The sequence below is a fragment of the Blautia sp. CGZ-1-C1 genome (assembly GCF_056504575.1).
On the sequence record NZ_JBWLUT010000119.1, the window covers coordinates 1 to 25,477 of the forward strand.

General features: G+C 41.6%; 23 protein-coding genes and 1 pseudogene. 2 read left to right on the plus strand and 22 right to left on the minus strand.

What is annotated here, in order from left to right; all coding sequences use genetic code 11:
• Window positions 1-404: 404 nt before the first annotated feature.
• The 11 genes from AC058W_RS11300 to AC058W_RS11350 all read right to left on the minus strand — a co-directional run bounded on the left by AC058W_RS11300 (window position 405) and on the right by AC058W_RS11350 (window position 14,014).
• Window positions 405-1,019, minus strand: a complete 615-nt coding sequence (locus AC058W_RS11300; protein WP_118516540.1) for a hypothetical protein — start codon at window positions 1,017-1,019, stop codon at window positions 405-407.
• A gap of 356 nt (window positions 1,020-1,375) precedes the next feature.
• Complete coding sequence (locus tag AC058W_RS11305) at window positions 1,376-2,623, minus strand: DNA polymerase Y family protein (protein WP_117674462.1); 1,248 nt, start codon at window positions 2,621-2,623, stop codon at window positions 1,376-1,378.
• A gap of 284 nt (window positions 2,624-2,907) precedes the next feature.
• Window positions 2,908-4,311 (minus strand): rhamnulokinase, encoded by a 1,404-nt coding sequence (gene rhaB, locus AC058W_RS11310; RefSeq protein ID WP_117674461.1) that lies wholly within the window; start codon window positions 4,309-4,311, stop codon window positions 2,908-2,910.
• 306 nt (window positions 4,312-4,617) lie between these two features.
• Entirely contained in the window at window positions 4,618-5,733 is a 1,116-nt protein-coding gene (locus AC058W_RS11315) for a substrate-binding domain-containing protein (protein ID WP_117674460.1), read from the minus strand.
• A gap of 186 nt (window positions 5,734-5,919) precedes the next feature.
• Entirely contained in the window at window positions 5,920-6,900 is a 981-nt protein-coding gene (locus AC058W_RS11320) for an ABC transporter permease (RefSeq protein WP_117674459.1), read from the minus strand.
• 11 nt (window positions 6,901-6,911) lie between these two features.
• The gene (locus AC058W_RS11325; protein WP_117674458.1) at window positions 6,912-8,423 is read right to left on the minus strand and encodes a sugar ABC transporter ATP-binding protein; all 1,512 of its coding nucleotides are present in this window, start codon (window positions 8,421-8,423) and stop codon (window positions 6,912-6,914) included.
• Between the two features lie 20 nt (window positions 8,424-8,443).
• On the minus strand, window positions 8,444-9,421 hold the full coding sequence (locus AC058W_RS11330; protein ID WP_117674457.1) for an ABC transporter permease: 978 nt from the start codon (window positions 9,419-9,421) through the stop codon (window positions 8,444-8,446).
• Between the two features lie 185 nt (window positions 9,422-9,606).
• Window positions 9,607-10,584 carry a substrate-binding domain-containing protein gene (locus tag AC058W_RS11335; RefSeq protein WP_117674456.1) on the minus strand — a complete coding sequence of 326 codons (978 nt, stop codon included), beginning with the start codon at window positions 10,582-10,584 and terminating at the stop codon, window positions 9,607-9,609.
• Window positions 10,571-11,950, minus strand: coding sequence for a sensor histidine kinase (locus tag AC058W_RS11340; RefSeq protein WP_479390096.1), 1,380 nt, complete (start codon window positions 11,948-11,950; stop codon window positions 10,571-10,573). The genes AC058W_RS11335 and AC058W_RS11340 overlap by 14 nt, the downstream gene beginning before the upstream one ends.
• Window positions 11,931-12,398, minus strand: a complete 468-nt coding sequence (locus tag AC058W_RS11345) for a hypothetical protein (protein ID WP_479390097.1) — start codon at window positions 12,396-12,398, stop codon at window positions 11,931-11,933. Before AC058W_RS11345 ends, AC058W_RS11340 begins: the two co-directional genes overlap by 20 nt.
• Window positions 12,395-14,014, minus strand: a complete 1,620-nt coding sequence (locus AC058W_RS11350) for a response regulator (RefSeq protein WP_117674454.1) — start codon at window positions 14,012-14,014, stop codon at window positions 12,395-12,397. The genes AC058W_RS11345 and AC058W_RS11350 overlap by 4 nt, the downstream gene beginning before the upstream one ends.
• A 321-nt stretch (window positions 14,015-14,335) precedes the next feature.
• Here AC058W_RS11350 and AC058W_RS11355 point away from each other — a divergent pair, with 321 nt between their 5' ends.
• Window positions 14,336-14,779 (plus strand): RbsD/FucU family protein, encoded by a 444-nt coding sequence (locus AC058W_RS11355; RefSeq protein WP_117674453.1) that lies wholly within the window; start codon window positions 14,336-14,338, stop codon window positions 14,777-14,779.
• Window positions 14,780-15,042: 263 nt separating this feature from the next.
• Here the strand turns inward: AC058W_RS11355 and AC058W_RS11360 are convergent.
• Window positions 15,043-16,840: pseudogene (locus AC058W_RS11360) on the minus strand (L-fucose isomerase).
• 330 nt (window positions 16,841-17,170) lie between these two features.
• Here AC058W_RS11360 and AC058W_RS11365 point away from each other — a divergent pair.
• Window positions 17,171-18,019 carry an AraC family transcriptional regulator gene (locus AC058W_RS11365; RefSeq protein WP_117674451.1) on the plus strand — a complete coding sequence of 283 codons (849 nt, stop codon included), beginning with the start codon at window positions 17,171-17,173 and terminating at the stop codon, window positions 18,017-18,019.
• Window positions 18,020-18,126: 107 nt separating this feature from the next.
• Here AC058W_RS11365 and AC058W_RS11370 read toward each other — a convergent pair whose 3' ends face one another.
• From AC058W_RS11370 to AC058W_RS11415, 10 genes are all read right to left on the minus strand, one after another.
• The gene (locus tag AC058W_RS11370) at window positions 18,127-19,215 is read right to left on the minus strand and encodes a cob(I)yrinic acid a,c-diamide adenosyltransferase (RefSeq protein WP_117674450.1); all 1,089 of its coding nucleotides are present in this window, start codon (window positions 19,213-19,215) and stop codon (window positions 18,127-18,129) included.
• Window positions 19,216-19,311: 96 nt separating this feature from the next.
• Window positions 19,312-20,463, minus strand: a complete 1,152-nt coding sequence (locus AC058W_RS11375; RefSeq protein WP_117674449.1) for a 1-propanol dehydrogenase PduQ — start codon at window positions 20,461-20,463, stop codon at window positions 19,312-19,314.
• 24 nt (window positions 20,464-20,487) lie between these two features.
• A complete protein-coding gene (locus AC058W_RS11380; RefSeq protein ID WP_117674488.1) occupies window positions 20,488-21,252 on the minus strand; it encodes a DeoR/GlpR family DNA-binding transcription regulator in 765 nt (254 codons plus the stop codon).
• An 82-nt stretch (window positions 21,253-21,334) separates the two neighbouring features.
• Window positions 21,335-21,883 (minus strand): BMC domain-containing protein, encoded by a 549-nt coding sequence (locus AC058W_RS11385; protein ID WP_117674448.1) that lies wholly within the window; start codon window positions 21,881-21,883, stop codon window positions 21,335-21,337.
• 16 nt (window positions 21,884-21,899) lie between these two features.
• Window positions 21,900-23,228: a 4Fe-4S dicluster domain-containing protein gene (locus AC058W_RS11390; protein ID WP_117674447.1), complete on the minus strand. Its 1,329-nt coding sequence runs from the start codon at window positions 23,226-23,228 to the stop codon at window positions 21,900-21,902.
• Window positions 23,229-23,232: 4 nt separating this feature from the next.
• Window positions 23,233-23,499 (minus strand): EutN/CcmL family microcompartment protein, encoded by a 267-nt coding sequence (locus AC058W_RS11395; RefSeq protein ID WP_026648404.1) that lies wholly within the window; start codon window positions 23,497-23,499, stop codon window positions 23,233-23,235.
• A gap of 137 nt (window positions 23,500-23,636) precedes the next feature.
• On the minus strand, window positions 23,637-24,248 hold the full coding sequence (gene pduL / locus AC058W_RS11400) for a phosphate propanoyltransferase (protein WP_445291951.1): 612 nt from the start codon (window positions 24,246-24,248) through the stop codon (window positions 23,637-23,639).
• 69 nt (window positions 24,249-24,317) lie between these two features.
• Entirely contained in the window at window positions 24,318-24,596 is a 279-nt protein-coding gene (locus tag AC058W_RS11405; protein WP_005427721.1) for a BMC domain-containing protein, read from the minus strand.
• 212 nt (window positions 24,597-24,808) lie between these two features.
• A complete protein-coding gene (locus tag AC058W_RS11410; RefSeq protein ID WP_117674445.1) occupies window positions 24,809-25,117 on the minus strand; it encodes a BMC domain-containing protein in 309 nt (102 codons plus the stop codon).
• A 31-nt stretch (window positions 25,118-25,148) separates the two neighbouring features.
• A complete protein-coding gene (locus AC058W_RS11415; protein ID WP_008705581.1) occupies window positions 25,149-25,424 on the minus strand; it encodes a BMC domain-containing protein in 276 nt (91 codons plus the stop codon).
• Window positions 25,425-25,477: the final 53 nt, after the last annotated feature.

The following is a 25,477-nucleotide window of genomic DNA, read 5'->3' on the forward strand; positions in this document are numbered from 1 at the left end:
TTTCACTCCTGAAAATTCTTTAAAAGTTATATGTGAATGTTTGTTTTTTCTTTGATTACAGGTCAGAGTATATCTGATATCTCCAATTAAGTATGTTGTAAAAACAACAAATTTATATTTTCTATAAAAAAAGTCTCAGAAACTTTATTTTCCTCAGGGAATTCCCCCGAAACTTCAATAAAAGTCCTGAGATTTATATTTTTAGAAGAGATCTTTCAGTTTCTGCACGAAGCTCTTATTCTCTTCCACTGTTTCTTCCTCATCATCGTCATCATCTATAGAGATTGCTTCTGTTTTCATAGCAAACTGTACAAGTCCGATATCAGTATTTTCATCAGACGCAAAGGATATCGGTGTGAAGTCTTTGCCTGCGATCTTATCTGTTGCATCATCAATTGCATCGTCTATCTATGTATTGATATCTTTTGTTTTATCTGTGAATAAAGAAGCTGTCTGTCAGATCCTACGTTTGCCTGCGTTGCCCCATCCGCCTGAATATTACTGCATTTTTTTGTATCCAGAGTTACTGTTCCCTGAATCAGATAGTTATCAAAGAATTCATCATCAGAATCCTTATTATCTTTTACAAACAGACTAATCTTAAGCTTCCCGTCTTTTCCGGCTAATTCATCCGCAGATATCTTCTGTCCATCCAGTTCATAGGTAATTTCAATATTCCATGGTATCTTTGTTCCGTTCAGATTGTCCTGATAATAGAGCTTTCCTGCTGGTGCTTCTACCTGAACTTTATCCCCTGAAAGTGTGATCGTGTCATCACTTGACAGATTTTTTACCGATGCATAATTTCCATAATCTGTGATCTCTGTTTTTTCTGTCAAATTATATTCATTTACAACATAAACGCCGGATACGCTTCCGTCCATATTCAGATTTACGTATACATTTTCATCTTTCCGGTTATCGACCGCCATAACAGATGCAGTGCCGGCATTTGCCACCATTGCTGCACAAAGAAATGCCGCGCCTGTCTTTTTAATGATTTTTTTATTCTGATTCATATAGTCAATCGGATATTCGCAATCCGCTTTCGCTACTTGCTCATAACCAAATAACTGCTTCGCAGTTTATCAGAAGGGGCTTGTACCCCTTCTGATACAAGCAAGTCCCCACCCACTGCTTATTGCTCTTCGCAATTGAAGCAGGGGACTTACTTGATTTGGTTAAATCGCTCCCTTTCTCTCAGAATTCTCTAAGTATGGTCTTTCTGCTTTCAGACAGAAATTTTGCCGCAGAAGTTATGGCTCAGGCTATCCAGAATGCCATCCATACCTCTCAGATTCCAGATGAAGAATTTCTTAAATTTGTATAGCAATCCGCTATAAAAGCGCAGAGATGATACTTTTTCTCTGCGCTTTTATTCTTCCTGTCTGTCTTCATTTTTCATCTGTGCCCTGGCTTTCCTGCCAATCCGGGCATTGCTGTTCATAATACTGGCGCGGGTAATCTTGTCGTTGCCGAATTTCATACGGATTTCATCCATAGCTACATCCAGCTTTCTGCGGCGTTCCTTACTTTCTGTATCTTCGAACAGAGACATCTGCTCATAAGAACCGTCTGTAAGACCGGTCAGTGCCACACCTATGAGACGCAGTGGCTGTCCCCTCCAGAACTCTGCGAAAAGTCTGGTAGCATTTTCATAGATTTCATCTGTGAGATCTGTGGCATTTTCCAGCTTTGTCTGATGAGAACGGTTTCTGAAATCCAGAGTACGGAAAGTAACGGAAATACATCTGCATTTTTTCCCTTTTCTGCGCATTCTGGTTGCCAGAACGTCACACTGCTCCAGCAGAATCGGTAGCACCTGCTCTGTAGAAGTAATATCATCATTAAAAGTCGTCTCCACACTGAAGCCCTTCGCCTCATCAGGTACTGCTTTTACGGTCGAATCATCAATACCTCTGGCATACTTCCAGAGCTGATGTCCCGGCTTTTCTCCAAGCCATAGCTGCACATTTGCTTCCCGTTCCTTTGCCAGATCTCCGATAGTACGGATTCCCTGATTCAGAAGCTTCTGCTCGGAAGCTTTTCCCAGAAACAGCAGGTTACGAACAGGAAGCGGCCACATTTTCTCCGGGATTTCATCCGGGAACAGCGTGTGTACTCTATCCGGCTTCTGGAAATCCGAGGCCATCTTTGCCAGCAGCTTGTTGGTAGAAATCCCCACATTTACTGTAAATCCCAGTTCTCTGTGAATTTTATCCTTCAGCTCATGAGCAGCAGCCACAGGATCAGGATAAATCAGCGAAGTACCCGTCATATCCAGAAACACTTCATCAATAGAGAACGATTCCATCACAGGTGCAAAAGAAGCACAGATTGCTTTAAATGCCCGGGAACATTTATCGTATAATTCAAAATCACTGGGAACGATCACCAGATTTGGACATTTCCGAAGAGCCATGGCTACGGGCTCGCCGGTTTGGATCCCGTATTTTTTGGCAGGAATGGATTTTGCAACCACAATACCTGTCCGTTTCTTTGGATCTCCTCCCACACAGGAGGGAATCTCCCTAAGATCCGGCAACCCCTGGCTCACCCTTCTGGCTGATTCCCAGGAAAGAAATGCGCTGTTTACATCAATATGAAAAATTAATCGTTCCATATACTTCTCACCGTTCTTATTATTTTAATCCTCTATAGCAATTCACTATGCTGAGATTATATCACAAATTTTCTTTTCTTTCATTATCCTTTAAAATATTCATAAATTTCCATACTATCATGACGTTACTGTTCACTCCGTTCACAGCAACAATGTATATCCCTTTTTCTTACTTATAGCAGTCCTCGTAAATAATATTATTTTTTTAACAAAAAAGAATCCTGAAAATCCCAGGATTCTTTTTCTACTGCAGTTCTTTTTTAATAATATATCTGAAGCAGTTTCTATTCTTTGTAGACTTTTACACCGAAGGACTCATGAATGATAGTACGAGCCTCTTCGATTGTTTTAAACTCTTCTGCTTTCAGCATCTGTGCTGTGATATTTCCGATTGCAGTAGCCTCTCCCGGGCCTGCATGGATTTCTTTCTTTGTTGCCTTTGCAGTCAGCTCATTGAGATATCCTGCGTTGGAGCCGCCGCCTACGATATGGATACGGCTGTATGTTCTGCCGGTCATCTCTTCCAGCTCTTTTGCTGTCTTTGCATAGCATTCTGCAAGACTTGTGTAGATAACTGTTGCGATCTCTCCCAGAGTTTCCGGAACCTTCTGTCCTGTTCTGCGACAGTAATCCTTAACTTCTTCTGTCATATTGTCAGGAGAAAGGAAGCACTCATCATTTGCCTCTACTCTTGACGGGAAATCCTTTGCTTCCTCTGCCATTGCACAGATCTCTGCAAAGCTGTATGCATCATTTACTTCATGACGTACAGACTGAATCATCCAGAGTCCCATGATATTCTTCAGATAACGGAAACGGCCTGCATAACCGCCTTCATTTGTGAAGTTCATCTCACAGCTCTTCTCAGAACAGTCTGCTTCTTTTCTCTCAATACCCATCAGTGACCATGTTCCGGAACTGATGTAGATAAAGTCATCATCATTTGCAGGAACTGCCAGTACAGCGGATCCTGTATCATGTGTTGCAGGTGCAACTACTTCCAGATCAAATCCCACTTCTTCTCTGATCTTATCTGAAAGATGTCCGATACTTGTGCCAGGCATGATCAGCTTCTGGAACATTTTTCTCGGGTAACCGAGCATATCGATCAATTCATAATCCCAGTCCTTGGTGATCGGGCTTACAAGCTGTCCTGTTGTAGCTTCTGTATACTCACAGGTTTTCTGTCCTGTAAGAAGGAAATGGAAGTAATCCGGCACATGAAGAAGTGTCTCTGCCTGCTCCAGATATTCCGGATGTTTCTTTTTCACTGCCATCAGCTGATAGATTGTATTATAATCAGCTTTCTGGATACCTGTTCTTGCATAGAGATCTTTCAGGGAAATAGCCTTATAAACTTCTTCGTCCATTCCCTCTGTACGGTGATCACGATATCCCACTGTATTTCCAAGAACTTTGTCATCTTTGTCAAGCAGTACGAAATCCACACCCCAGGTGTCTACACCCATGCTTACAGGAAGTTTGCCGATCTCTTTACATTTCTTCAGACCATTTACAACCTCTTTAAAAAGGCGGTCAAATTCCCAGCAGAGTTCTCCGTCTTTCTTTACCATTCCATTTTCAAAACGATAGATCTCTTCCAGAACCATTTTTCCGTTTTCCATATGTCCAAGAATATGACGTCCGCTGGATGCTCCGATATCTACTGCTAAATAATAAGCTGCCATTTTAAATCCTCCTCAATATATGAATTGCGCTCTTCATATCTGATGACTTTATTTTACCCTGACCTGTTCTCCAGGGTAAGAACCTTGTTTGTCAAAAAAAGTGTCCTTATTTGCATCATCTTGTCTGAGCTGTTATTGTGTTTACGTTTTTTATTAATTTCACTCTGCTATCAGAGTTTTGAACAACAACGCCGCACTTGCCATACGGCAGTGCGGCGTCTGTATTTCGCTACCGGTCGCATTGTTCCCGGTAACTTTTTTTACTTAATTCTAAGGATTCATTTCCTCTCGATATATACTTATCGATTAGTCATAAAGGTTAGGAGCGATCTCTTCGCTGTCCATATTTGTGGAATCATACCAGTATCCATCTGTAGGAACATCTTCAAGTTCCTGTCCGTTAGCTGCTGCTGTCAGAGCATAAACTGCATAGTATCCCATCATCAGAGGAGACTGTGTAACAGCACCAAGGAATGTTCCATCCTGTACAGCTGCTTTAATGATAGAACCAGCGTCGAAACCAACACCGATAACATCGCCTGCTGCTGCGTCAGAACCAAGAACGTTCAGGTTAGCGTTAGCTGCAAGAACACCTTCTGCTGCTGTCTGGTTAGAACCGAAGATAGCGATGCAGTTTTCCTGAGAAAGGATTGCCTGAGCCTCTGTTGAGCAAAGCTCTACAGTTGTCTGTGCCGGAACAGCTACCTGGATAACAACGTCTGCGTCTGCTTCTTCTGCATCAGCGCCTTTAGCTGCGTTTACATAGAACTCGTTACCTTTAACTGCAACTGTTTTTCCGTCAGCCTGAAGCAGTTCGATCATTTTGTCGATGAATCCGCCACCACGCTGCTGGATGTTCTGAGCTGTAGCATCCTGGTTAACTTCACCGATGATAACCTGGCCGTCTGCGTTAGCTACAACATCTTTGATCGCATTGTACATATTTTCAGCTGCAACAGAACCAGCCTGTGCGTTGTCTGTACAAACTTCACATACTACAGATCCTTCCGGAGCGTCAGCGATACCTGTATCAAATGTTACTACCGGGATTCCTTTGTCAATGCATTCCTGAAGTGCATCAAGAACAGAAGATGTATCACATGCAGCAAGACCTAAACCAGCTGGATTTGCAGCGATTGCTGTATTGATCATGTTAACCTGGTCAGCGATATCAGATTCACTGTTTGGTCCCTGTGCTTTGTATGTAACACCAAGTTCTTCAGCAGCTTTCTTCATACCTTCCTGAGCTGCATCCCAGTATGTAGACTGGAAAGATTTAACCATCATTGGGAAATCATAAGCTTCGTTAGCTTTCAGGTCTTTGAACTGTTCTGGCATATCAGCTGCCATAACGCTTGATGCTGACATTCCTGCTACCATTGCTGCACACATAACTAATGCGATCACTTTTTTTGCTTTCATTTTAAAAATTCCTCCTTTTAAATATACATTGTAATATAGTTTTTATGATGATACTCCAGGAGCTTCCCTCTCGTTCCGCCTTCCCCAAAATACACATATGACAATACTGTCGCTGAACTATTTCCGGGAAGCCCTCTGTTGTTTCATATCCCTGCTGCTTTGCATCTTATTAAACTAAGACACTTTTTATTTTGCTGCTGCTTTCTTTTCTTTCATGATATCGATCAGTACTGCGATGATAAGAACCGCACCTGTAATGATCTGCTGCCAGTTTGCCTGCAGTCCAACATATGGAAGACCTGTTTTCAGAAGCATGATAACGAAGATACCTGCTAATGTACCGATTACTGATCCATAACCACCTGTTGCTGCAACACCACCTACGAATACACCACCGATGGCATCCATTTCAAGGCCGGCACCGGTACCAGGCTGTACAGTTGGTGTAACTGCTGCATATGCAATAGCTGCAAGACCTGTGAAAAGTCCGCATACTACATATACCATAACATGATAGAATTTAACATTGATTCCAGAAAGAGCTGCTGCTTCTTTGTTGGAACCGATCGCGATCGTATAACGACCGAATTTTGTATGATTCAGAACATATTCCATTAACAGAACCAGAATGATCATCCATAAGAAACCGATAGGATAACGAGAAGCACTTCTTCCTGTTCCGACTGTAATCTTAAAGATTGAATGGAACCATCCACCATCCTGTGTAAGTCCCGGCCAAGGTGTGGCACTACATAAGGATCCTGCACCTCGGGTAATCATACATGTACAAAGTGTTGCAAGGAATGGCGGCAGATTCATAATACCGATCAGCACACCATTTGCTGCTCCTACAATGATTCCAAGTACAATACAAAGTAACATTGCAAGTGCAACCGGAAGATTATTATTTCTTACCAGAGATCCTGCGATCAATGCGTAACATACCATACCAGTTCCGATTGACAGGTCTACACCTCCTGTAATAAGAGGGAATGTAACACCGATTGCCATCAGAAGATCATAGTATGAGAAATCCAGCATACTGAGGATTGTGGTATACTGTCTGAACTCCCTACTCTTAAAGGAGAAAACTGCAAACAGTACAATAATAACCAGTAATACAATAAATCTCTGATCACTTAAAATACTTTTTTTCTTCTTAGTCATGACTTTCCTCCTTAATCGATATTCCGTGTTGCCTTGTTCATAATGTGTTCCTGAGTAGCTTCGGAAATATCAATATTTCCTGTAATCTTACCTTCGCACATAACGATAATACGGTCACTCATACGGAGAACTTCTGTCATTTCAGAAGAAATCATGATAATAGATTTGCCTTCTGCTGCCAGTCTGTTCATTAACTTGTAAATTTCATTCTTGGCACCAACGTCGATACCTCTGGTCGGCTCATCAAAGATCAGAATCTCACTGTCTCTGGTCAGCCATTTTGCGATAACGACCTTCTGCTGGTTACCACCGGAAAGATTGACTACCAGCTGCTCACAGTTTGGAGTCTTGGTTGCCAGTTCTTTGACATATCTTTCTGAAACTTCTTTTTCTTTTGACTTATTGATGAAGATACCACTGGTAAATTCTTCCATGGTTGCCAGTGTAGTATTCTCTGTTACAGATTTCTGTACAACACAGCCATATCTTCTTCTGTCCTCTGACAGATAACCGATACCATATTTAACAGCATCCTGCGGGGTATTGATAGTTACTTCATGAAGCTTTCCATCTTTTCCCATAATGGAGATCTTACCGCTCTGTTTCGGATCTGCACCAAAGAGTGCTCTTGCTGTCTCAGTACGTCCGGCACCCATCAGTCCTGAGAATCCAAGGATCTCACCTTTGCGAAGTTCAAAGCTTACATTCTGAACCATCTTACCTGCATTCAGGTTCTCTACCTTAAGAACAACCGGTGCATCCGGTGCAACCATACTGTGTTCCTTAGGATCTTCATAAATGACACGTCCAACCATCATGTTGATGATGTCTTCTTTTGTACTGTCTGCTGTGATCAGTGTTCCTACATAACCACCATCTCGCATGACTGTTACTCTGTCAGTGATCGTCTTGATCTCATCCATACGATGAGAGATATAAACGATTCCAAGACCTTTCTTACGAAGATCACGGATGATCTCGAATAAGTCTGCAATCTCTTTTTCTGTCAGCGCTGCTGACGGCTCATCAAAGATAATAACCTCTGCTTTGTGGGAAATAGCCTTAGCAATCTCACACATCTGCTGTTTTCCAACTGTAAGGTTGTTCATCTTTTCTTTTGGATTAATTTCAATGTTAAGTTCCTTGAAAAGCTTCTTGGAATCTTCGACCATCTTCTTATCATCGATAGTGAAACCTTTCTTTGGCTCACGTCCGATAAAGATATTCTGCGCAACGGTAAGGTCACCTACCATGTTCAGCTCCTGGTGTACGATTACTACACCTGCATCCTGCGCTTCTTTTGTATTATGGAATTCAGTTTCCTGTCCTTTATAAGTAATGGATCCTGAATCCTTCTGATAAATACCGGTAAGAACTTTCATCAATGTGGACTTTCCGGCACCGTTTTCTCCCATAAGAGCATGTACTTCGCCGCGTTTCACTTCGAAATTAACGTGATCCAGAGCATGAACTCCAGGAAAGGACTTATCAATGTCCTTCATAGTTAAAATAACTTCACCCATTGTTACATCCTCCCTTCTGATCAGTTCTTTCTGCGTCTTGCAGAAACGTCGACATAAACTGCTACAATAACGATAAGTCCTGTGATGATCATCTGCTGACCTTTACCAAGACCAAATGCCATGATACCCTGCTGAAGAAGAGAAATGATAAATACACCGATTACTGTACCGCCGATGGAAGCAAGTCCACCAACCATGGATGTACCACCCATTACACAGCCTGCAATTGCTTCGTTGTTGTACTGATCGCCGTATCCAGGCTGAACAGTTGTGTAAGCACCAACAAAGAAAATTGCTCCGATTCCTACAAGAATACCGCAGATCACATATGCGAGCATTCTCCATTTTTTTGTATTAACACCGCTAAGTCTTACTGCTTCGCTGTTGGAACCAAGACAAAGGATATAACGTCCCGGTTTTGTATTATAAAGAATAATTCCACAGATCACTGCTACTGCCAGGAAAATCACAAGTCCTACAGGGAATCCCTTATAGGAGACAAGATTTCTGAACCATCCGTTTACAGGGTCACTGCCCAGTGGCCAGCTGACGGACTGTGTCTTTGTGAATACAGATGCAATACCTTTTGCAATGTTCATAGATGCCATGGAAATGATGAATGGCGGAACTGACATGTAAGATACCATCCAACCATTAAACATACCAAATGCAAATCCGATCAGTACACAGATCACCATTGCTGCTGCACAAGGTACATGATAGGAAGTCATGCAGTAACCTGAGATCAGGGCACAGCAGAACATTACAGGTCCGATGGAGAAATCAATTCCTCCGGTGGCAATTACGAATGTTACTCCAAGTGACAAAAAGCCCAGGAAGTATACATAGTTCAAAGTAGATTTGATACTGTCACCTACAGGGAACTTACTTCCCAGAACTACTTTGAAGACTACGAACATGAGAACCAGAATACATGCTAACAGGATTCTGTTCAGGCCAAGCTTCTTCACGATTGGATTTTGTTTCAACTTTTCCAAGTCTTTCACCCTCCTTACGTTTCTTTGTATTTCTCTTTTCTTTCTATATCTTACCTTACCTGTCGAATAATTGTAATGAAATATCTTCCAAAAAAAGGTTAAATATTTCCAGTCCTGTGTCCGGAAATATTTAACCTTTTTGTTTCTTTTATTCTTAATATTACGCAGCCATCTCAATGCGTCAGTCAGCCAAACGGAAAGATCAGTCTCTCAATATCACTGTCATACATATTCTCAGGTGTGACCAGTTCACATCCTGAATCAATATTCTTTTCCACTGCGTCCCCATTAAGCATATGTATGGTTTCTTCCACTCCTATATAACCCATTCGAAATGCTTTCTGCACAATGATTCCCTTATAAACTCCCATTTCCATAAGATTTATCGCTTCCTGGGAACAGTCCACACCGACTACATCAATTCTATCCTTCACTCCTGCGTCGCTGACAGCTCTTCCCACGCCGACTGCAGAATATTCGTTCATTCCTGCGATCATCTCCAGATCAGGGTATTTTTCCATCAGTTTCTGTGCCAGTTCATAGGATTTCTCATAAAGCGAATTACAGTAAACAGTTTCCACTATATTTTCAGCATAGTCACCAAGACCTTCCCGAAATCCCTGTTCTCTCTCAACAGCTGTAGAAACACCCTTTACATGACTTACAATAGCAATCTTTGAGTCCTTATCAAGCAATGTCCTGGCATATTCTCCCATCATCCTTCCTGCATTCACATTATCTGTGGCAACAGTCAGATCCTGCAGATCTTCTTTTGTATAAGAATCAATATAAGTAATGCGTATCCCCTTATCCTTAGCTTCTTTCAGAAGTTCATCAGATGCATTCATACTGGACGGGGAAAAAAGAATCGCATCCGGCTTCTTCTCTATTGCTGCTCTCAGAAGCCTGTTCTGCTCCTCCACATTCTCTTCTTTATCAGGCGCCATGATCTCAAGTTCTGATTCATATTCCTCTGCTGCCATCCTGCATCCTGATATTACTGAGGTCCAGAAATCATTTGTATCATCTCTGATCTTAGGAATATAAATAAGAGAACATTTTCTAGTCTGGGTGGCCTCAGGTTTCAAAAGTCCAATAAAAATCACCACTGATGCCGCTATAAGGATAACAGCCATTATAAAAACTTTTTTATGACCTTTCATGGGATCCCTCCTGCATTCCGGGAATTACAACAGAAGCTGTGGTTCCCTTTCCTTTCTCGCTGTGATAGATAATACCGTAATCTTTTCCATAATATAAAACCAGACGCTGCTGCACATTGTAAACACCTACTCCGTTGGAACGGTAATTGACCTTATGCTTATCATAAATATGTTTCAGAGTCTCCTCATCCATGCCCACACCATCATCTATGATATCAATTACCACATTCTCACCTTTCATATATCCATGAACTTTAAGAAGTCCTTTACTGTCCTTATACTTCAGTCCATGATAGATCGCATTCTCCACGATCGGCTGCAATACAAGACGAATGATCGGAACATGGGCAATACACGGTTCCACCTCTATCTCAAACTCCAGCTTATCCTTATAACGCATTTTCTGGATGGTAAGATAACTTCTCACATATTCAACTTCCTTCCCGATCGTAACGAGCTCATCCTCATTACTGATGCTCTGCCTGAGCAGTCTTGCAAGAGAAGCTGTCATAACTACCACTTCTTCATTCTTCTTTCCCTCAGCCATCCATATAATAGAATCCAGTGTATTATACAGAAAATGTGGATTAATCTGAGACTGAAGTGCTTTCAATTCTATTTTTCGTTTCTGTTCCTGCTCCTGTATATTCTGTTCCATCAGCTCACGGATCCTGTGGGTCATCACATTAAATGACCGGGTAAGACTTCCTATTTCATTGTCTGTGAGTACTTCAATATCCTCAATATCAAAATTCCCTTTCTGAACACTTTTCATGGAATCACGAAGCTTCTGGATCGGCATTGTAATATTACGGGCGATCACACTTGAGATCAGAAGTGCTACAATGATCAGCCCCAATGCCACCAGTACATAGATACTTCTTGTCTGTCTGCTGTTTCTGAGAAGTTCAGACATATTCATACATCCTACGATCGTCCATCCTGTGATTTCAGAATGAGACAGTGCATAAATTTTTTCATCATCTCCCTTTCCCACAGTTACAATATCTGATTCTGCATTCATAACAAGAGAAATATTCTCTGTCTGCAATTCATTATAAAGCTGCTGTTGTCTGGGATGATAAACAATATTTCCATCCTGATCAAGAATAAAAACATAACCCTTATCGCCCATACTGCTCTGTGCACAAAGCTCACTGATGGCACTGTAGTTCAGATCCAGAAAAACAACTCCGTCATCTGCTGTTGTTCCTGTATAATTGCGGATTCCTCTGCTGAGTGTGATCACCCATGGTCTTTCACCCTTTATCACATTCTGCACATGAGAAGATGTGAGATTATACTGATCGTATTTTCCCACTGCGTCTGCATACCATGCCTGTGTATTAAGAATCCAAATATGCATTTCTCACAGATACTCCATTGTCAAATAAAGACGGACTGTTCTTATCCGCCCGGACAATTCCGATATTTCTGATATCATCCCTTCCTTTCAGGATGGTCTTAAACTGCTCCACCAGGCGCTGCCTGTAAGCACTGTAATTCTCGTCCTCTGTGGAACCATGTACATTCTCTCTGTACAGATATTTATAGGCATCTCCGCTTCCTGCGATCACAGATGCAATATTATCCATATAACTGATATATGAATCTATATTCTGATTCAGCTGTTTAATGATCGTTTGTGTATACATAACAGAATTCTCATAAATTGAGGAATTCGTATATCGAAGAGATACCAGTGTCACAACCAGAACTGCACTTAATACCAAGATTGAAACTGCACAGAAGATCGAGCTCTGGATACTTTTAAATTTTGAAGGAATCCTTCCGGTCATTCCACTCCCCTTCATCGACGTTTCTCCCTTGCATATTCGGTAGGCGTTTTTCCTGTCATCTTTTTAAAGGAGATCCCAAAATAATGGGGATCCGAAAATCCCACTTTCTCAGCAATCTCATAATTCTTCATTGTTGTATTTTCCAGCAGCTCCTTAGCTTTCTCCATCCTGGTCCTGGTAAGTGCCTCAATAAATGTCTCCCCTGTCATCTCCTTAAAAATAGTGCTGAAATAACTGGTACTGATATTAAGATAAGAACAGATGCTGTTCAGGCTGAGGTTTGTATCCATATAATTATTCTGGATATAATCCATTGCAAGCATTCCCTGTCTCTGTCCACTGGAACTGTTAAGATCCTGAAGGGATTCAAATACATTTCCGGCATATTGCCTTACAAGTGCAGCTGCATTATCAAAAGTTTTTGCCTGGGAAACATCTTTCAGAAGTTTCTCTCTCTGAGCAATGACTTCCTCAGGATCATCACTCAAAGACTGACAGGTATTTCCAATGGCACGAATCACCTGTTGAAGATAAATACAGGCATAACTTTTCTCTACCAGCGCACCCTTTATCTCATTCTCTATCTCCTCCAGAATTTCTGTTACCTCCTGTCTGTTTCCTGCCTTCATCTCATCCGTCAGAATTTCCAGTTCTCTTACAATATTGATACTGTTGTCAGTTTTCTTCTCTTCCATATCAAAAAGAAGACTACCGCCCAGAAGATATCGATAACGGAGAGCTTTCTCAGCAAGTTTATAGGAATAAATCATATCCTGAGGAGATCTGACCCAGCTTCCGATCCCTATAGATGTCTCGATCCCTATTACTTCTTTTACTTTCTGTTGAATTTCCTGACAGATATTATGTATTTTTGCACCAAATTCTCTTGACTTGTTGCCTGTAAATATAATACAGACACGATTGCTGCCTTCCTGATACGCAACACCAGCCTTCTCTTTTGTTAAAATTTCATTGCTTACATTAAAAAGTACAAATGCCATCAATGCACTTTCCTGTTGTTTATTCATATCAACCTGATATAATTCTGAATAAGTATCCATATCAAAAACAGCCACTCTGTAACTGGAACAGTCAAAACAAATTCCCAGCTTCTTCAGTTCCTGAAGGCTTACCTGTACGTCTCTTGTACAGTTCACAAGAGTTTCCAGTGCCTTTGACCTGATAATGTCTGCATTTTTATGATAATCCTGAGAAGTTTGTGCAAGAGATTCTATTTTCCTTTGTTCTTTCTTTCTGGAATCCAGTTTCTCTTTCATATTCCGTATCACCTTTGTCAGTTCAGATGCAGTGACAGGTTTAAGCATATATTCGCTTACATTATAGCGTATTGCTTTTTTCGCATATTCAAATTCTCCAAAACCACTGAATATCACAATAAGAATATCCGGATAGTTATCATGAAGAAACTCACTCAACTCCATACCATCCATATATGGCATACAGATATCTGTCAATACAATATCCACTTCATGCGTCTGAATAAATTCTACAGCCTGTCTGCCATTTTCGCAATCCCCCACAAGCTCGCAGTCCAGACTTTTCCAGTCAATGTTCTCCCTGATCGCATCCCTGACCAGGATTTCATCATCCACCAATAATATCTTGTACATATTAAATTTTTATCCCCCATTAGCTTTGGCATTGCCCCGCATTTCAATGCCTCATAATCCTTCAGATACTCGCTGCATCCTCTGCTATCTGATGTTAATATAATACCATATTTATAAGATTTTGTGAACCTTACATAATTGAAATGACACTGTTCTCCCCATTCTGAATAACCCTCCCCCCTATCCGGCAAAAGCATAAAAATTTACACTTTTTCTGTAAAATATTGCCTTGATTAATCTTATTTGTCCTACTAAACTATTTTATAGATGTTACATAGATTTTTATCTGTGGAAATTCTTTTTTGAAAGGAGAATATAAATATGTTAAAAGGAATTCCTGAAATTTTATCACCGGAATTACTCAAGGTTTTATGTGAAATGGGCCACAGCGACCGCCTTGTTATCGCAGACGGCAACTTCCCGGTTGAGTCTATGGGAAAAAATGCGATCACAATCCGTTGCGACGGACATGGCGTACCTGAAATCCTTGATGCAATCTTAAAGCTCTTCCCATTGGATACATATGTAGAACATCCTGTAAATCTTATGGAAGTAATGCCTGGTGACACTGTAGAAACCCCTATCTGGGATACTTACAAAGAAATCATAGCAAAACATGATGAGCGTGGCGATAAGGCTGTTGGAAATATCGAGCGTTTTGCATTCTATGACGAAGCTAAAACTGCATACTGCATTATCTCTACAGGTGAAAAAGCTCTGTATGCAAACATTATGCTTCAGAAAGGCGTTGTGATCAACGACTGATTTTAATCTTCATCTTTTCTTCGCAAATAAATAATAATTGACAATCAATTGTTAATATTTACAGTGTAAATATTAACGCCTCAAATACTATACACACATACACATAATATATATTCATAAATGCGGCATCTGTCATTCGGCAGGTGCCGCATTTATTATATATAAAACCACTCAAAAAAGATTTTAAAATAAATCCACTGTCTATCGCATTTTGCTGATAAAACAGTGGATTTATTATTATTTCATTTTATTAATTTATTCTATTATTTGTAAAGAGGTCCATAGTTCTTGCAGGCTCTGAAGTCAGCACCTTCTTTATCCATTCCGAATGCATTCCATGCTGCCGGACGATAAATATCTTTCTCAGGAACATTGTGCATGGATACCGGGATTCTCAGCATAGAGCACATTGTGATAAGGTCTGCACCGATGTGTCCGTAGGAGATTGCACCGTGGTTTGCACCCCAGTTGTTCATTACATCATAAGCTGTCTTGAACGGTCCTTCTTTGCCATCACATCTTGGAGCGAACCATGTACATGGCCATGTATAGTCTGTACGTTTCCAAAGTTTATCAGATACTTCTTCAGGAAGAGCTACTGTCCATCCTTCAGCGATCTGCAGAACCGGTCCAAGTCCTTTCACAAGGTTAAGACGGATCATTGTTGCAGGCATCTGAGCAACTGTCTCATAACGGCTGGAGTATCCGCCGCCACGGAAGTATCCGTTATCAGCCATACACCATTCTGTGTTTTCCATGATTGCTTTCTGGTCTTCTTCTGTAATATCCCACCACTGTTTCATAACCGGTGTTCCATCAGCTTCTTTAGCACGTGCATTAGCATCAAGGCATGCAGCACCAGAGTTGATCAGATGCAGGAATCCACCGTTTTCTTTAGCAACGCCTTCAAGATCATATCCTGTAGCTTTCTTAACAGCCTCCGGGCTCCAGTATGTACGAACATCAGCGAAGATCTGTGCTCTGTTTGTGAGAAGTTTCATGAACATCATTCCAAGTCCGTTAAGAACATCGTTCTCTGTAGCCAGGATGTATGGCTCACGTGCTCCGTTCCAGTCAAAGGAAGTATTCAGCATAGCTTCTGCAAAGTCACCGTTCGGATAGAAGTCTGTCCACTGTCTCTGTCCCTGGAAACCAGCTGCCAGAGCATTGTGTCCGATTGCTTCTTCAGAGAATGCAGGATCAAGGTTGTCACAGCCGTTCATCAGTTCTTTGATGATAACTGCCATCTTAACAACAAACTCGAACTGCTCTTCTTTCTTTTCAGCTGAGAACTGAAGTTCTTCAGGGTTCTTGTCCCAGCCGATCTTGCAGTTTTCTTTTGCCCATTTCAGAGCTTTCTCAAATTCTGCGTGATCATAGATACCTTCTGTCATACGACGGATGATCTCTACCTCATCAACAGACTCAACTCTCATTCCAAGATAAGATTCGATGAAATCGGAATCAATGATAAATCCGCCGATACCCATTGTTACAGAACCGATCTGCAGATAGGATTTTCCTCTCATGGATGCTGCAGCAACTGCTGCGCGGCCGAATCTTAACAGTTTTTCTTTAACGTCTTCCGGAATAGATGTGTCATCAGCTTCCTGAACATCATGTCCATAGATACCGAATGCCGGAAGTCCCTTCTGTGCATGTGTTGCAAGTACAGATGCAAGATATACAGCACCAGGTCTTTCTGTTCCATTGAATCCCCATACAGCTTTGATTGTCTGTGGGATCCATATCCATTGTCTCAGCACCGTAGCACCAGCATGGTGTAACTGTAAGAGTGATATCAACGCCTTCTCTGCGGAATTTATCTGCACATGCAGCGCTCTCACCAACACGTCCGATTGTTGTATCAGCGATTACAACCTTAACAGGTTCACCGTTGGAATATCTTAAATTCTCTTCGAATAATTTAGCAGCTGATTTTGCCATGTTCATTGTCTGATCTTCCAGAGATCCACGAACATCCAATGCTCCTCTACGACCATCGATAGTAGGTCTGATTCCGATTACCGGATAGCTGCCGATTAATCTGCTCTTTGCCATAATAAAATACCTCCTGAAATTAATTGTTATAATCTTATCACAGGAATATCCTTCCTGATATTACCCCTAAGATTACACCTCTGCTGTTCCTCAGTAAGTTACTGTTATTTCGTTCTCAACAACTGTTGCTGTTCACTCCGTTCTCAGTAACACGCTACGCGGGATATTACAAGTGAACAGTAACCAATAACTCACCTTTGTTACTGATATCTATTATATAATTGCATTCCTGAAATTACTTGTGTTATAATAGCAAAAAATAGTATAATATTCACCTTTTCTGTTTTAAGTTCAAAATTTCTGTAAATTTTAAAGAGGAGGCAATTTATTTTGCATGATTTAGACCATAACGAAGATCGTCCAAGAGGCACTTATGAGTTTCCATTTGAATTTCATCATATTGACCACACACATCCAAGATATGTCATGTCCTACCACTGGCACGTAGAATATGAAATTATTCGCATTCTGAAAGGCTCTATCACCGTCACTTTAGACGAAAAAAGTTTTACTGCATCAGAAAATGATGTTATTTTTGTACATAGCGGGATTCTTCATTCCGGAATTCCTCATGATTGTGTTTATCAGTGCATTGTTTTTGATATCAATACATTTCTGAAAAATAATCCTGTATGCGGAGAATATATTCAGAAGATCCTTCACCAGGAAATGATGCTTTTTCCATATTTCACAGCAGAACATCCTAAGATCCTTGATTGTATTTCCACCTTATTTCAGGCTGTATATGAAAAAAAGCCAGGATATGAGCTGACTGTATTTGGACAATTTTACCACTTTTTTGGTTTGATTTTTAGCAATCATTACTTTATTGAAAATCCCCAGAAAACACGCAGGGATTATAAGCGCATTTTGCAGTTAAAACAGGTTCTTGAATTTATTGAGAAAAACTATACCAATTCTATCACTCTTCAGGAACTGTCAGCCTCTGTCTCCATGTCCCCAAAATATTTCTGCAGATTTTTCTCGGAAATGACCCATCAGACTCCTATGGATTATCTTAACAGACAAAGAATTGAAGAAGCATGCTATCAGTTGACCACCACTGACGATTCAATTACTGAAATTGCTTACAGGAATGGTTTTAATGATCTCAGCTATTTCATCCGTACTTTCAAAAAATACAAAGGCATTACTCCCGGAAAATATAAACGAAGATAACACAAAAGATCAGAGCAGTGTTTCCCTCAACTGTTCTGATCTTTTTTCATTTCTTTTTTGTTTTTATTCTGTTTACTATTGATACGATTTTAACTGGATTTCTCCGCTTACATCAGTTCATTCAAAACAGCCTGTCCATACTCTGCCAGACTGTGATCTTCTTTGCCTGTACCGCCGCTGATCCCCAGACCGCCAATAATAGTGTCACCAGATTTCAGCGGAATACCTCCACCGAAAATAACAATCTTGCCCCCATCCAGTTTGTCAACTCCATAAAAAGTTTCCCCTGGCTGTGCAAGCTTTGACAGTTCCATAGTGGACATCTTAACAGCAACAGCAGTGTATGCTTTCTTCATTGCCACATCAAAGCTGACAATAAAAGCCCCATCCATAACATGGACTGCTACCGGATTTCCTTCCGGATTGCAGACAGCGATCACTGCATGCTGTCCCCTGCGCAGTGCCTCCTGCTCCAGCTTCTCTATCAGTTTCTTTGCTGTATTTAATGTAATTCTGCTCTGTATTCCCATACGTTTAAGAACCTCCTGAATAACTGCCTCATTGATGTCTGCTGCTTTTTGCACAGCATCTGCAGTATTATCAGGCTGCTCTGCTGTAGATACAGCTTCACTTCCTGTATTTTCTGCGCTTAAAGTCTGAACTCTGTCTCCTGTCTGTTCTGCATGCACAGATCCTGACTCATTCTCTGTATATCTGGCAAGAATATACAGATAGTCCGAAAGACGGTTTAGAAATTTTTTACTCTCATTATCTGCTCCGAATTTTACACTGACCTGCGCCAGACAACGCTCTGCTCTTCTGGCAACAGCACGGGTGATCTCAATCTCCGCTGCCAGGCGATTCTTTCCTGTAAGCTTCTCCGGAACCGGCTGTGCACAAAGTGCCTCCATCCTGTCTGTCTCAGTTTCCAGAAATGCTGTTTCTTTCTCACTGATCCTGCTGTTCCTGTCGTAGGGATTGCTGACTCCCGCTGCGATCAGATTCAGGTTATTCTGTATATTTTCCAATAATGAGATCACTTCTGCCTGAGAAAGCATACTTCTCACAAGATCAATATGGCTGTTCAACTCATCAATAGTACCCAGCAACCGGATACGATCATCGGACTTGGAAATATTACTGGTATGAGCCATATCTGTAATTCCTCTGTCTCCCCGTTTTGTATAAATACTCATATACACTCCACTCCTGTATCTGGTATCAGCGGCAGTCCGCATCTGCCTGTAGTCAGGAAAAAAGGTCTGGTTTATTTCAGGCCAGACCCACTTTCCTTAGAATGACCATAATTTTGTATAAATCTTTACAATATCTTCTTTTGTAGGAACTCTTGGATTGTTCACAGTACAGGCATCTGCAAGTGCTGCCTCTGCCATCTTGTCAATTGCTGCGAAATACTCTTCCGGTGCAATCGTTCCAAGTTCCTGTATTGTCAGAGGAATATTCATTTCTTTCTGCATAAACTGAATCCAGTTCACCAGGGAACGCACTGTCATTACCTTATTGTAATTACTCAGGCCAAGAATATGCGCAATATTTGCATATCTCTTTACGGCCGGAAGATATTCTTTCTGACTCTTACTGTGTTTATTAATATCAGCATTAAATTCTACGATATGCGGAAGAAGCATCGCATTTGCTCTTCCATGCGGAATATGGAACATTGCTCCCAGCTGATGTGCCATACTGTGGGTGATTCCCAGTCCGGCAGTGTTAAATGATAACCCAGCCAGACAGGAAGCTACATGCATCTTATTACGAGCATGCATATCACTGCCGTCCAGATATGCTCTCAACAAAAATACGCCGCAGATTTCTATCGCCTTCTCTGCAAGTGCTGAAGAAAATTCATTATGTGCTGTACTTACATAAGATTCCAGCGCATGTGTGAATACATCCATGCCTGTATCCGCTGTAATAGATGGCGGAACACTCTTTACAAGCTCTGCATCCAGAATTGCTTCATCTGCAGTCAGACTGTCTGAAATCAACGGATACTTCACATGTGCCGCTGTATCATTTACCACTGCAAAAGAAGTCACCTCTGATCCTGTACCACTTGTAGTCGGGATTGCGATCAGGCCTACTTTTCCATAATTGTTGATCTTTAATGCAAATTCTCTGATTGCTTTGGAGGAATCGATCGCAGAACCTCCGCCAACTGCGACAACAGCCTCCGGCTGATACTCAAGAAATTTCTTTACCCCTACTGCAATCTTATCTACAGGGGCATCCGGCACAACATCATGGAAAATGTCATACTCAATACCAGCACTGTTTAAAGGAGTAGTGATCAAATCAATCATCCCACTCTGTACAACAAATGGATCTGTAATGATCAGAACCCTTTTATACGGGATCTGTTTTAATCTTTCCAGCGCATTATCACCAAAATGTATCGCTGTTTTCATCTCGAAAGTATTCATTATTTAATACTCCTTTTTTCCGTATCAGACAGGATACTTGCACTCTACTCCTTTTTCTTCGAAGTACGCTCTCCAGCGTTCTGCAGGTTTCTTATCTGTCACCACAACGTCTATATCTTTCACACTGCCGCAGACAGAAAATGCTGTCTGATCAAATTTAGAACTGTCAATAACCAGAATTCTTTTTCGTCCGGAATTCAGCATTGCTCTCTTTGTGGAACCAAATGCTTCCTGAGATTCCATAATGCCCCACTCCCGATCCAGTGCCTTGCATGAGATAAAGACTTTGTCTACATAATAAGAGCGTATGGACTCATCTGTTTTAGATCCAAGAAAAGCAAGATACCCTTCCTGCATGACCCCTCCTGTGGAAATAATATTCCAGCCGGATACATCAGCCAATTCCAACAATATCTCCAGGGAATTGGTAATCACAGTAAGCCTTTCTCTTTCCTTCAAAGCCTTTGCAATAAACACTGCAGTAGTACTGGCATCAAGAAAAATATGGTCACCGTCCTTCACAAGGGAAGCAGCCAGTTCTGCCATTCTCTGCTTTCCTGTTACATTCTGATTCTTGCGGACATTAAAAGGCAAATCGATACTCACATCCTCATTAATCACAGCACCGCCATAGCTTTTAATTGCAAGTCCCTCTTTTTCCAGTTTATCAAGATCACGGCGTATCGTCTCTTCAGAAACCTTATACAGCTGGCTCAGTTCACTTACCACCACCCGCTTCTCTATCTGCAGTTTCTCAAGAATCTGATTTCTTCTCTCTAACGCAAGCATCTTTTTTGCCTCCTTTTTTCGAAGACTCTGTAACTGTCCGGCATCATCTGTCAGCATAAGCACCGAACAGTCTCAGGAATTTTTATAATAAGCTGTCTATCATTCTTCTGTCAGGATGTGCGATAACTGAAGAATCCAGATACATTCCCTTTGAAGCAACAAACTCTTTTGCTCTCTCTATGGATGCTTCTACTGCTGAAACTTCTCCTGTGATCATCATATAAGATTTTCCACACATACCTTTTGCAATACGAAGTTCGATCAGATCTACGATCGCAGTCTTCGCTGCCTGATCTGCTGCCTCAATAATGGAAGCCGCATCATATGTTTCAAGAATTCCCAGCGCACTGATATCTTCCACCTGTGTGGTTCCATAAATTGCAGGGAAAATTGACTCATGAGGATTACCCAGTACAAAACTGTCAATACATTTATCCTCATATGTAGTTGTTGCCGTATCAACGGCTGCTTTTACAGCACTTAAGTCACCGGTAATAATTGCAATATATTTACCAGGACATACGGTCTGTGCCTCGACGATCTCTACCTCAGATGTTTTTACCATAGCATCTGCTGCAGTAACGCCTGTAGCTGTGGTTTTAAATTCAATCATTCCGATTGCTTTACTCATTTTGTGCACGTCCTTTCTACTTTACTGCAATGATAATATAACTATCTGTGACTTCTGTGACTTTACCGCTGACAGAAGCATGGATTCCAACGCTCAGTCCCTGTGCAGGCTGTGCGATCATCTGTCCTCTGCTTACCTGATCACCAGCTTTGACAACTGCCTGCGCAGGTGCTCCGATATGCTGGCTCAGCAATACTTTTACTTTATTAACCTGTACAAGTTCTTCTTTCAGAGGTGCATCCTTATCATACTTTGTAAGTCCCAGACGTGCCATCAGACGTTCTTCCGGAACCTTACGGTATTCTCTGGATTCCTGTACCGGTTTTGGCTGTACTCCCTGAGGCGGGCGGATGCCTGCTTTTCTCAGTCCACCCTTCATATCTGCCAGAAGAGTTCTTGGTGCAAGACTCTGAGGACATGCATACATTTCACACACACCACAGGAGCTGCAGAAAGAAGCATCAATATATGGGTTCACATCTCTGAAATCATTGTTTGACGCAGCCCGCATAAATCTTGCAGGGTCGATCGGATGTCCCAGATTATGTCGCGGACATAAATCTGTACATGTATTACACTGGCAGCAGATAGATGCTGCACGTTTTAAATCTATAGCAGAAGTACGCTGTTTCTTCGCTACAATAAGATGGTCTTTTGGTAAAACCAGAATAGCATTTGTTGTCTTTGTCACAGGATCTGATCCATTTCCAATACGGCCCATCATCGGACCACCTACGAAATAAACAGGATCCTTCACTGTTGTGCTGCCTGCCTGAGCTACAACTTCCTCCAGGGTGCATCCCAGCGGAACCCGTACTGTAACAGGATCACTTACTTCTGCAACAACAGACACATATTTGTCTGTAACCGGCTGTTTTTCTTCTACAGCACGATATACATTATAAACTGTTTCGACATTAAATACAGCCACACCCTGCTCAATCGGCAGTCCTCCCGGTCTTACAACACGTCCTGTTGCCTCATAAATAAGCACAACTTCATCTCCCATAGGATAAACTTCATCCAGAAGATGGAGTCTCATTCCAGGAAATTCTTCAATATGCTGATTTAATGCCTGGATTGTCTGTACATAAGATTTCTTGATTCCAATAATTGCCTCAGAAGCACCTACAGTCTCCTGGATCATATGGAATGTTTTCATAATTTCATATGCATGTTTCTCCAATAACTGTCTGTGTAACTTCAGCAATGGTTCACACTCTGCACAGTTCATAAGAATGGTATCAGCTTTATCTGTAAGCTTCATATAAGTAGGGAATCCGGCTCCACCGGCACCCACTACACCATTCTGCTGTATAATATCTTGTAATTCTTTGATTTCCATGGCGTTACTCCAATCCTGCACCGTCATCGATGATACCAACAATTGCCGCATCCACCGGTGCTGTTTCTACGCCGCAGCCAATTCTTGCTGCGCTTCCCTGTGCCACCAATACATATTCACCAACTCCGGCTCCAATCATATCGATCGCCACCAGCTGGCTGAGGTCACCTTTCATATGATGCACAGGCTCGATAATCATAAATTTGCTTCCTATCAGTTTTTCACATTTTCGCGTGGATACCACGCTTCCCACAACTTTGCCTACGATCATATGAGCCTCCAAATTATTTCTTATAATGACTTTTGGGGGCAAAAGATTCTGCCCCCAAATTAATATTCAAGGGTTTCCGGCCAAAGCCTTATCGTGCAGGCACGAACGGCTTTCTGACCTTTGGCCCTCCGATATTGTTATTTAATAATTGTTACTGTATTGCCTGTGGCAATTTTTGCTGCATTCGCTTCATCTGTATCAATGTGCATTTCCAGTGTAAAACTGTCATCCACACGGATCTTAACCTGATTAAAAATTGTTCCTCTTTCGTTATCTGCTTTTACTGATACGATCTGACCATCTTTAACACCTGCAGCCTGTGCATCTTTCGGAGACATGTGTATATGGCGCATTGCCACGATACATCCCTCTTTCAGATAAATAGCACCTTTTGGTCCTACAATTGCTATCGGTGCACTTCCTGCAACATCTCCTGATTCACGGACCGGAACATTCATTCCAAGTTTGATGGCATCTGTAGCAGATACTTCAACCTGTGAAGCTTTACGTACAGGTCCAAGGATTCTTACATTCTCAATGGCACGAAGTTTCAGTCCCACAATGGTAACTGTCTCATTAGAAGCAAACTGACCGCCCATCAGATCTTTTTTCTTTGTAAGCTGATATCCAGGTCCGAATAATGCTTCTACATGTTCCTGTGTCAGGTGAATGTGTCTTGCAGAAACTCCGATAGGAACTACGAAACCATCGCCTTTTTTCTCATTCTTATCGATTGCCTGAAGAACCATTCTGGTAATCAGTTCAATATTATTTGTTTCCAAGAATACACCTGCTTTCTGTCAGAAATGACGGATCTATTATTTTAATACAGGCAGGATTTTCTCTACATCTGTATGTGGTCTCGGAATTACGTGTGTAGCTACTAATTCACCAAGTCTGGATGCAGCTGCGCTTCCGCTTTCTACTGCTGATTTAACAGCTCCAACGTCTCCGCGAACCATAACTGTTACAAGTCCGGATCCGATTTTCTCTGTTCCTACTAATGCTACGTTAGCTGCTTTACACATCTGGTCTGCTGCTTCGATAGCTGCTGTAAGTCCTCTGGTTTCTACCATTCCTAATGCTTCCTGTGTCATTCTTTTTTCCTCCTTATGAGATGATGTTTCTGTTATCTTTTCTGTCTGGGATTCTGTTTTATCTGTTTCCTTAGCCGCTGTATCCGGTTTCTGAACTTTTTCTTCTTTTTTCACAGAAGCTTTTGCTCTTCCTGCCGTACTCCTGGTCTTTTTGCGAGCGGCCGCTTTTCCAGGGGCTGTATCACCTATTCCCGGTTTCTTTTCTTCAGCCATCATTCATCCCCCTGCATATCCTTGTTCTTCCAACGACTTGCACTCAGTTCCACCATTTTGACTGTTTCTTCATGGGGACGGGCAATCACTGCATAACTTGCCGGTTTCTTGATTGCACCTGCCACAGCTGCATTTACTGCCTCTGTTACTGCAGATACATCGCCCTCAACTATAATAGTAACCAGTCGTCCGCCCAGCTTACGTTCCCATGACGCCAGCTCAACGTCTGCAGTTTTGCACATGATGTCCAGAGCATCGATTGCTGCAACAACACCTGTGATTTCTATAAATCCGTATGATTTACTCATGAGCGAACTCCTTTATTTCTTAATCTGCTGGTCAGATGCTTGGAAGGATTTTCTCTACGTCTGTATGAGGTCTCGGGATTACATGTGTAGCTACTAATTCACCAAGTCTGGATGCAGCTGCACTTCCGCTTTCTACTGCAGCCTTAACAGCTCCAACATCTCCGCGAACCATAACTGTTACAAGTCCGGATCCGATCTTCTCTGTTCCTACTAATGCGACTTCAGCTGCCTTTGTCATTGCATCTGCAGCTTCGATCGCTGCTGTAAGTCCTCTGGTTTCTACCATTCCTAATGCTTCCTGTGCCATTTTATCTTCCTCCTGAATCTACACTAATTGTCTGTTTCTATTCTAACTGATAC

Bases quoted from the DNA above. Each gene is read 5' to 3' on its own strand.
- AC058W_RS11335 (WP_117674456.1), bottom strand. From the start codon at position 10,584: ATGAAAGGTCATAAAAAAGTTTTTATAATGGCTGTTATCCTTATAGCG.
- AC058W_RS11375 (WP_117674449.1), bottom strand. From the start codon at position 20,463: ATGAATACTTTCGAGATGAAAACAGCGATACATTTTGGTGATAATGCG.
- AC058W_RS11300 (WP_118516540.1), bottom strand. From the start codon at position 1,019: ATGAATCAGAATAAAAAAATCATTAAAAAGACAGGCGCGGCATTTCTT.
- AC058W_RS11305 (WP_117674462.1), bottom strand. From the start codon at position 2,623: ATGGAACGATTAATTTTTCATATTGATGTAAACAGCGCATTTCTTTCC.
- AC058W_RS11350 (WP_117674454.1), bottom strand. From the start codon at position 14,014: ATGTACAAGATATTATTGGTGGATGATGAAATCCTGGTCAGGGATGCG.
- AC058W_RS11410 (WP_117674445.1), bottom strand. From the start codon at position 25,117: ATGAGTAAATCATACGGATTTATAGAAATCACAGGTGTTGTTGCAGCA.
- AC058W_RS11390 (WP_117674447.1), bottom strand. From the start codon at position 23,228: ATGGAAATCAAAGAATTACAAGATATTATACAGCAGAATGGTGTAGTG.
- AC058W_RS11320 (WP_117674459.1), bottom strand. From the start codon at position 6,900: ATGACTAAGAAGAAAAAAAGTATTTTAAGTGATCAGAGATTTATTGTA.
- AC058W_RS11415 (WP_008705581.1), bottom strand. From the start codon at position 25,424: ATGGCACAGGAAGCATTAGGAATGGTAGAAACCAGAGGACTTACAGCA.
- AC058W_RS11370 (WP_117674450.1), bottom strand. From the start codon at position 19,215: ATGAGTATTTATACAAAACGGGGAGACAGAGGAATTACAGATATGGCT.
- pduL (WP_445291951.1), bottom strand. From the start codon at position 24,248: ATGGTTCTTCAGGCAATCGATAAGAATGAGAAAAAAGGCGATGGTTTC.
- AC058W_RS11405 (WP_005427721.1), bottom strand. From the start codon at position 24,596: ATGACACAGGAAGCATTAGGAATGGTAGAAACCAGAGGACTTACAGCA.
- AC058W_RS11380 (WP_117674488.1), bottom strand. From the start codon at position 21,252: ATGCTTGCGTTAGAGAGAAGAAATCAGATTCTTGAGAAACTGCAGATA.
- AC058W_RS11340 (WP_479390096.1), bottom strand. From the start codon at position 11,950: ATGCATATTTGGATTCTTAATACACAGGCATGGTATGCAGACGCAGTG.
- AC058W_RS11395 (WP_026648404.1), bottom strand. From the start codon at position 23,499: ATGATCGTAGGCAAAGTTGTGGGAAGCGTGGTATCCACGCGAAAATGT.
- AC058W_RS11385 (WP_117674448.1), bottom strand. From the start codon at position 21,883: ATGAGTAAAGCAATCGGAATGATTGAATTTAAAACCACAGCTACAGGC.
- AC058W_RS11345 (WP_479390097.1), bottom strand. From the start codon at position 12,398: ATGAAGGGGAGTGGAATGACCGGAAGGATTCCTTCAAAATTTAAAAGT.
- AC058W_RS11355 (WP_117674453.1), top strand. From the start codon at position 14,336: ATGTTAAAAGGAATTCCTGAAATTTTATCACCGGAATTACTCAAGGTT.
- rhaB (WP_117674461.1), bottom strand. From the start codon at position 4,311: ATGGCAGCTTATTATTTAGCAGTAGATATCGGAGCATCCAGCGGACGT.
- AC058W_RS11325 (WP_117674458.1), bottom strand. From the start codon at position 8,423: ATGGGTGAAGTTATTTTAACTATGAAGGACATTGATAAGTCCTTTCCT.
- AC058W_RS11315 (WP_117674460.1), bottom strand. From the start codon at position 5,733: ATGAAAGCAAAAAAAGTGATCGCATTAGTTATGTGTGCAGCAATGGTA.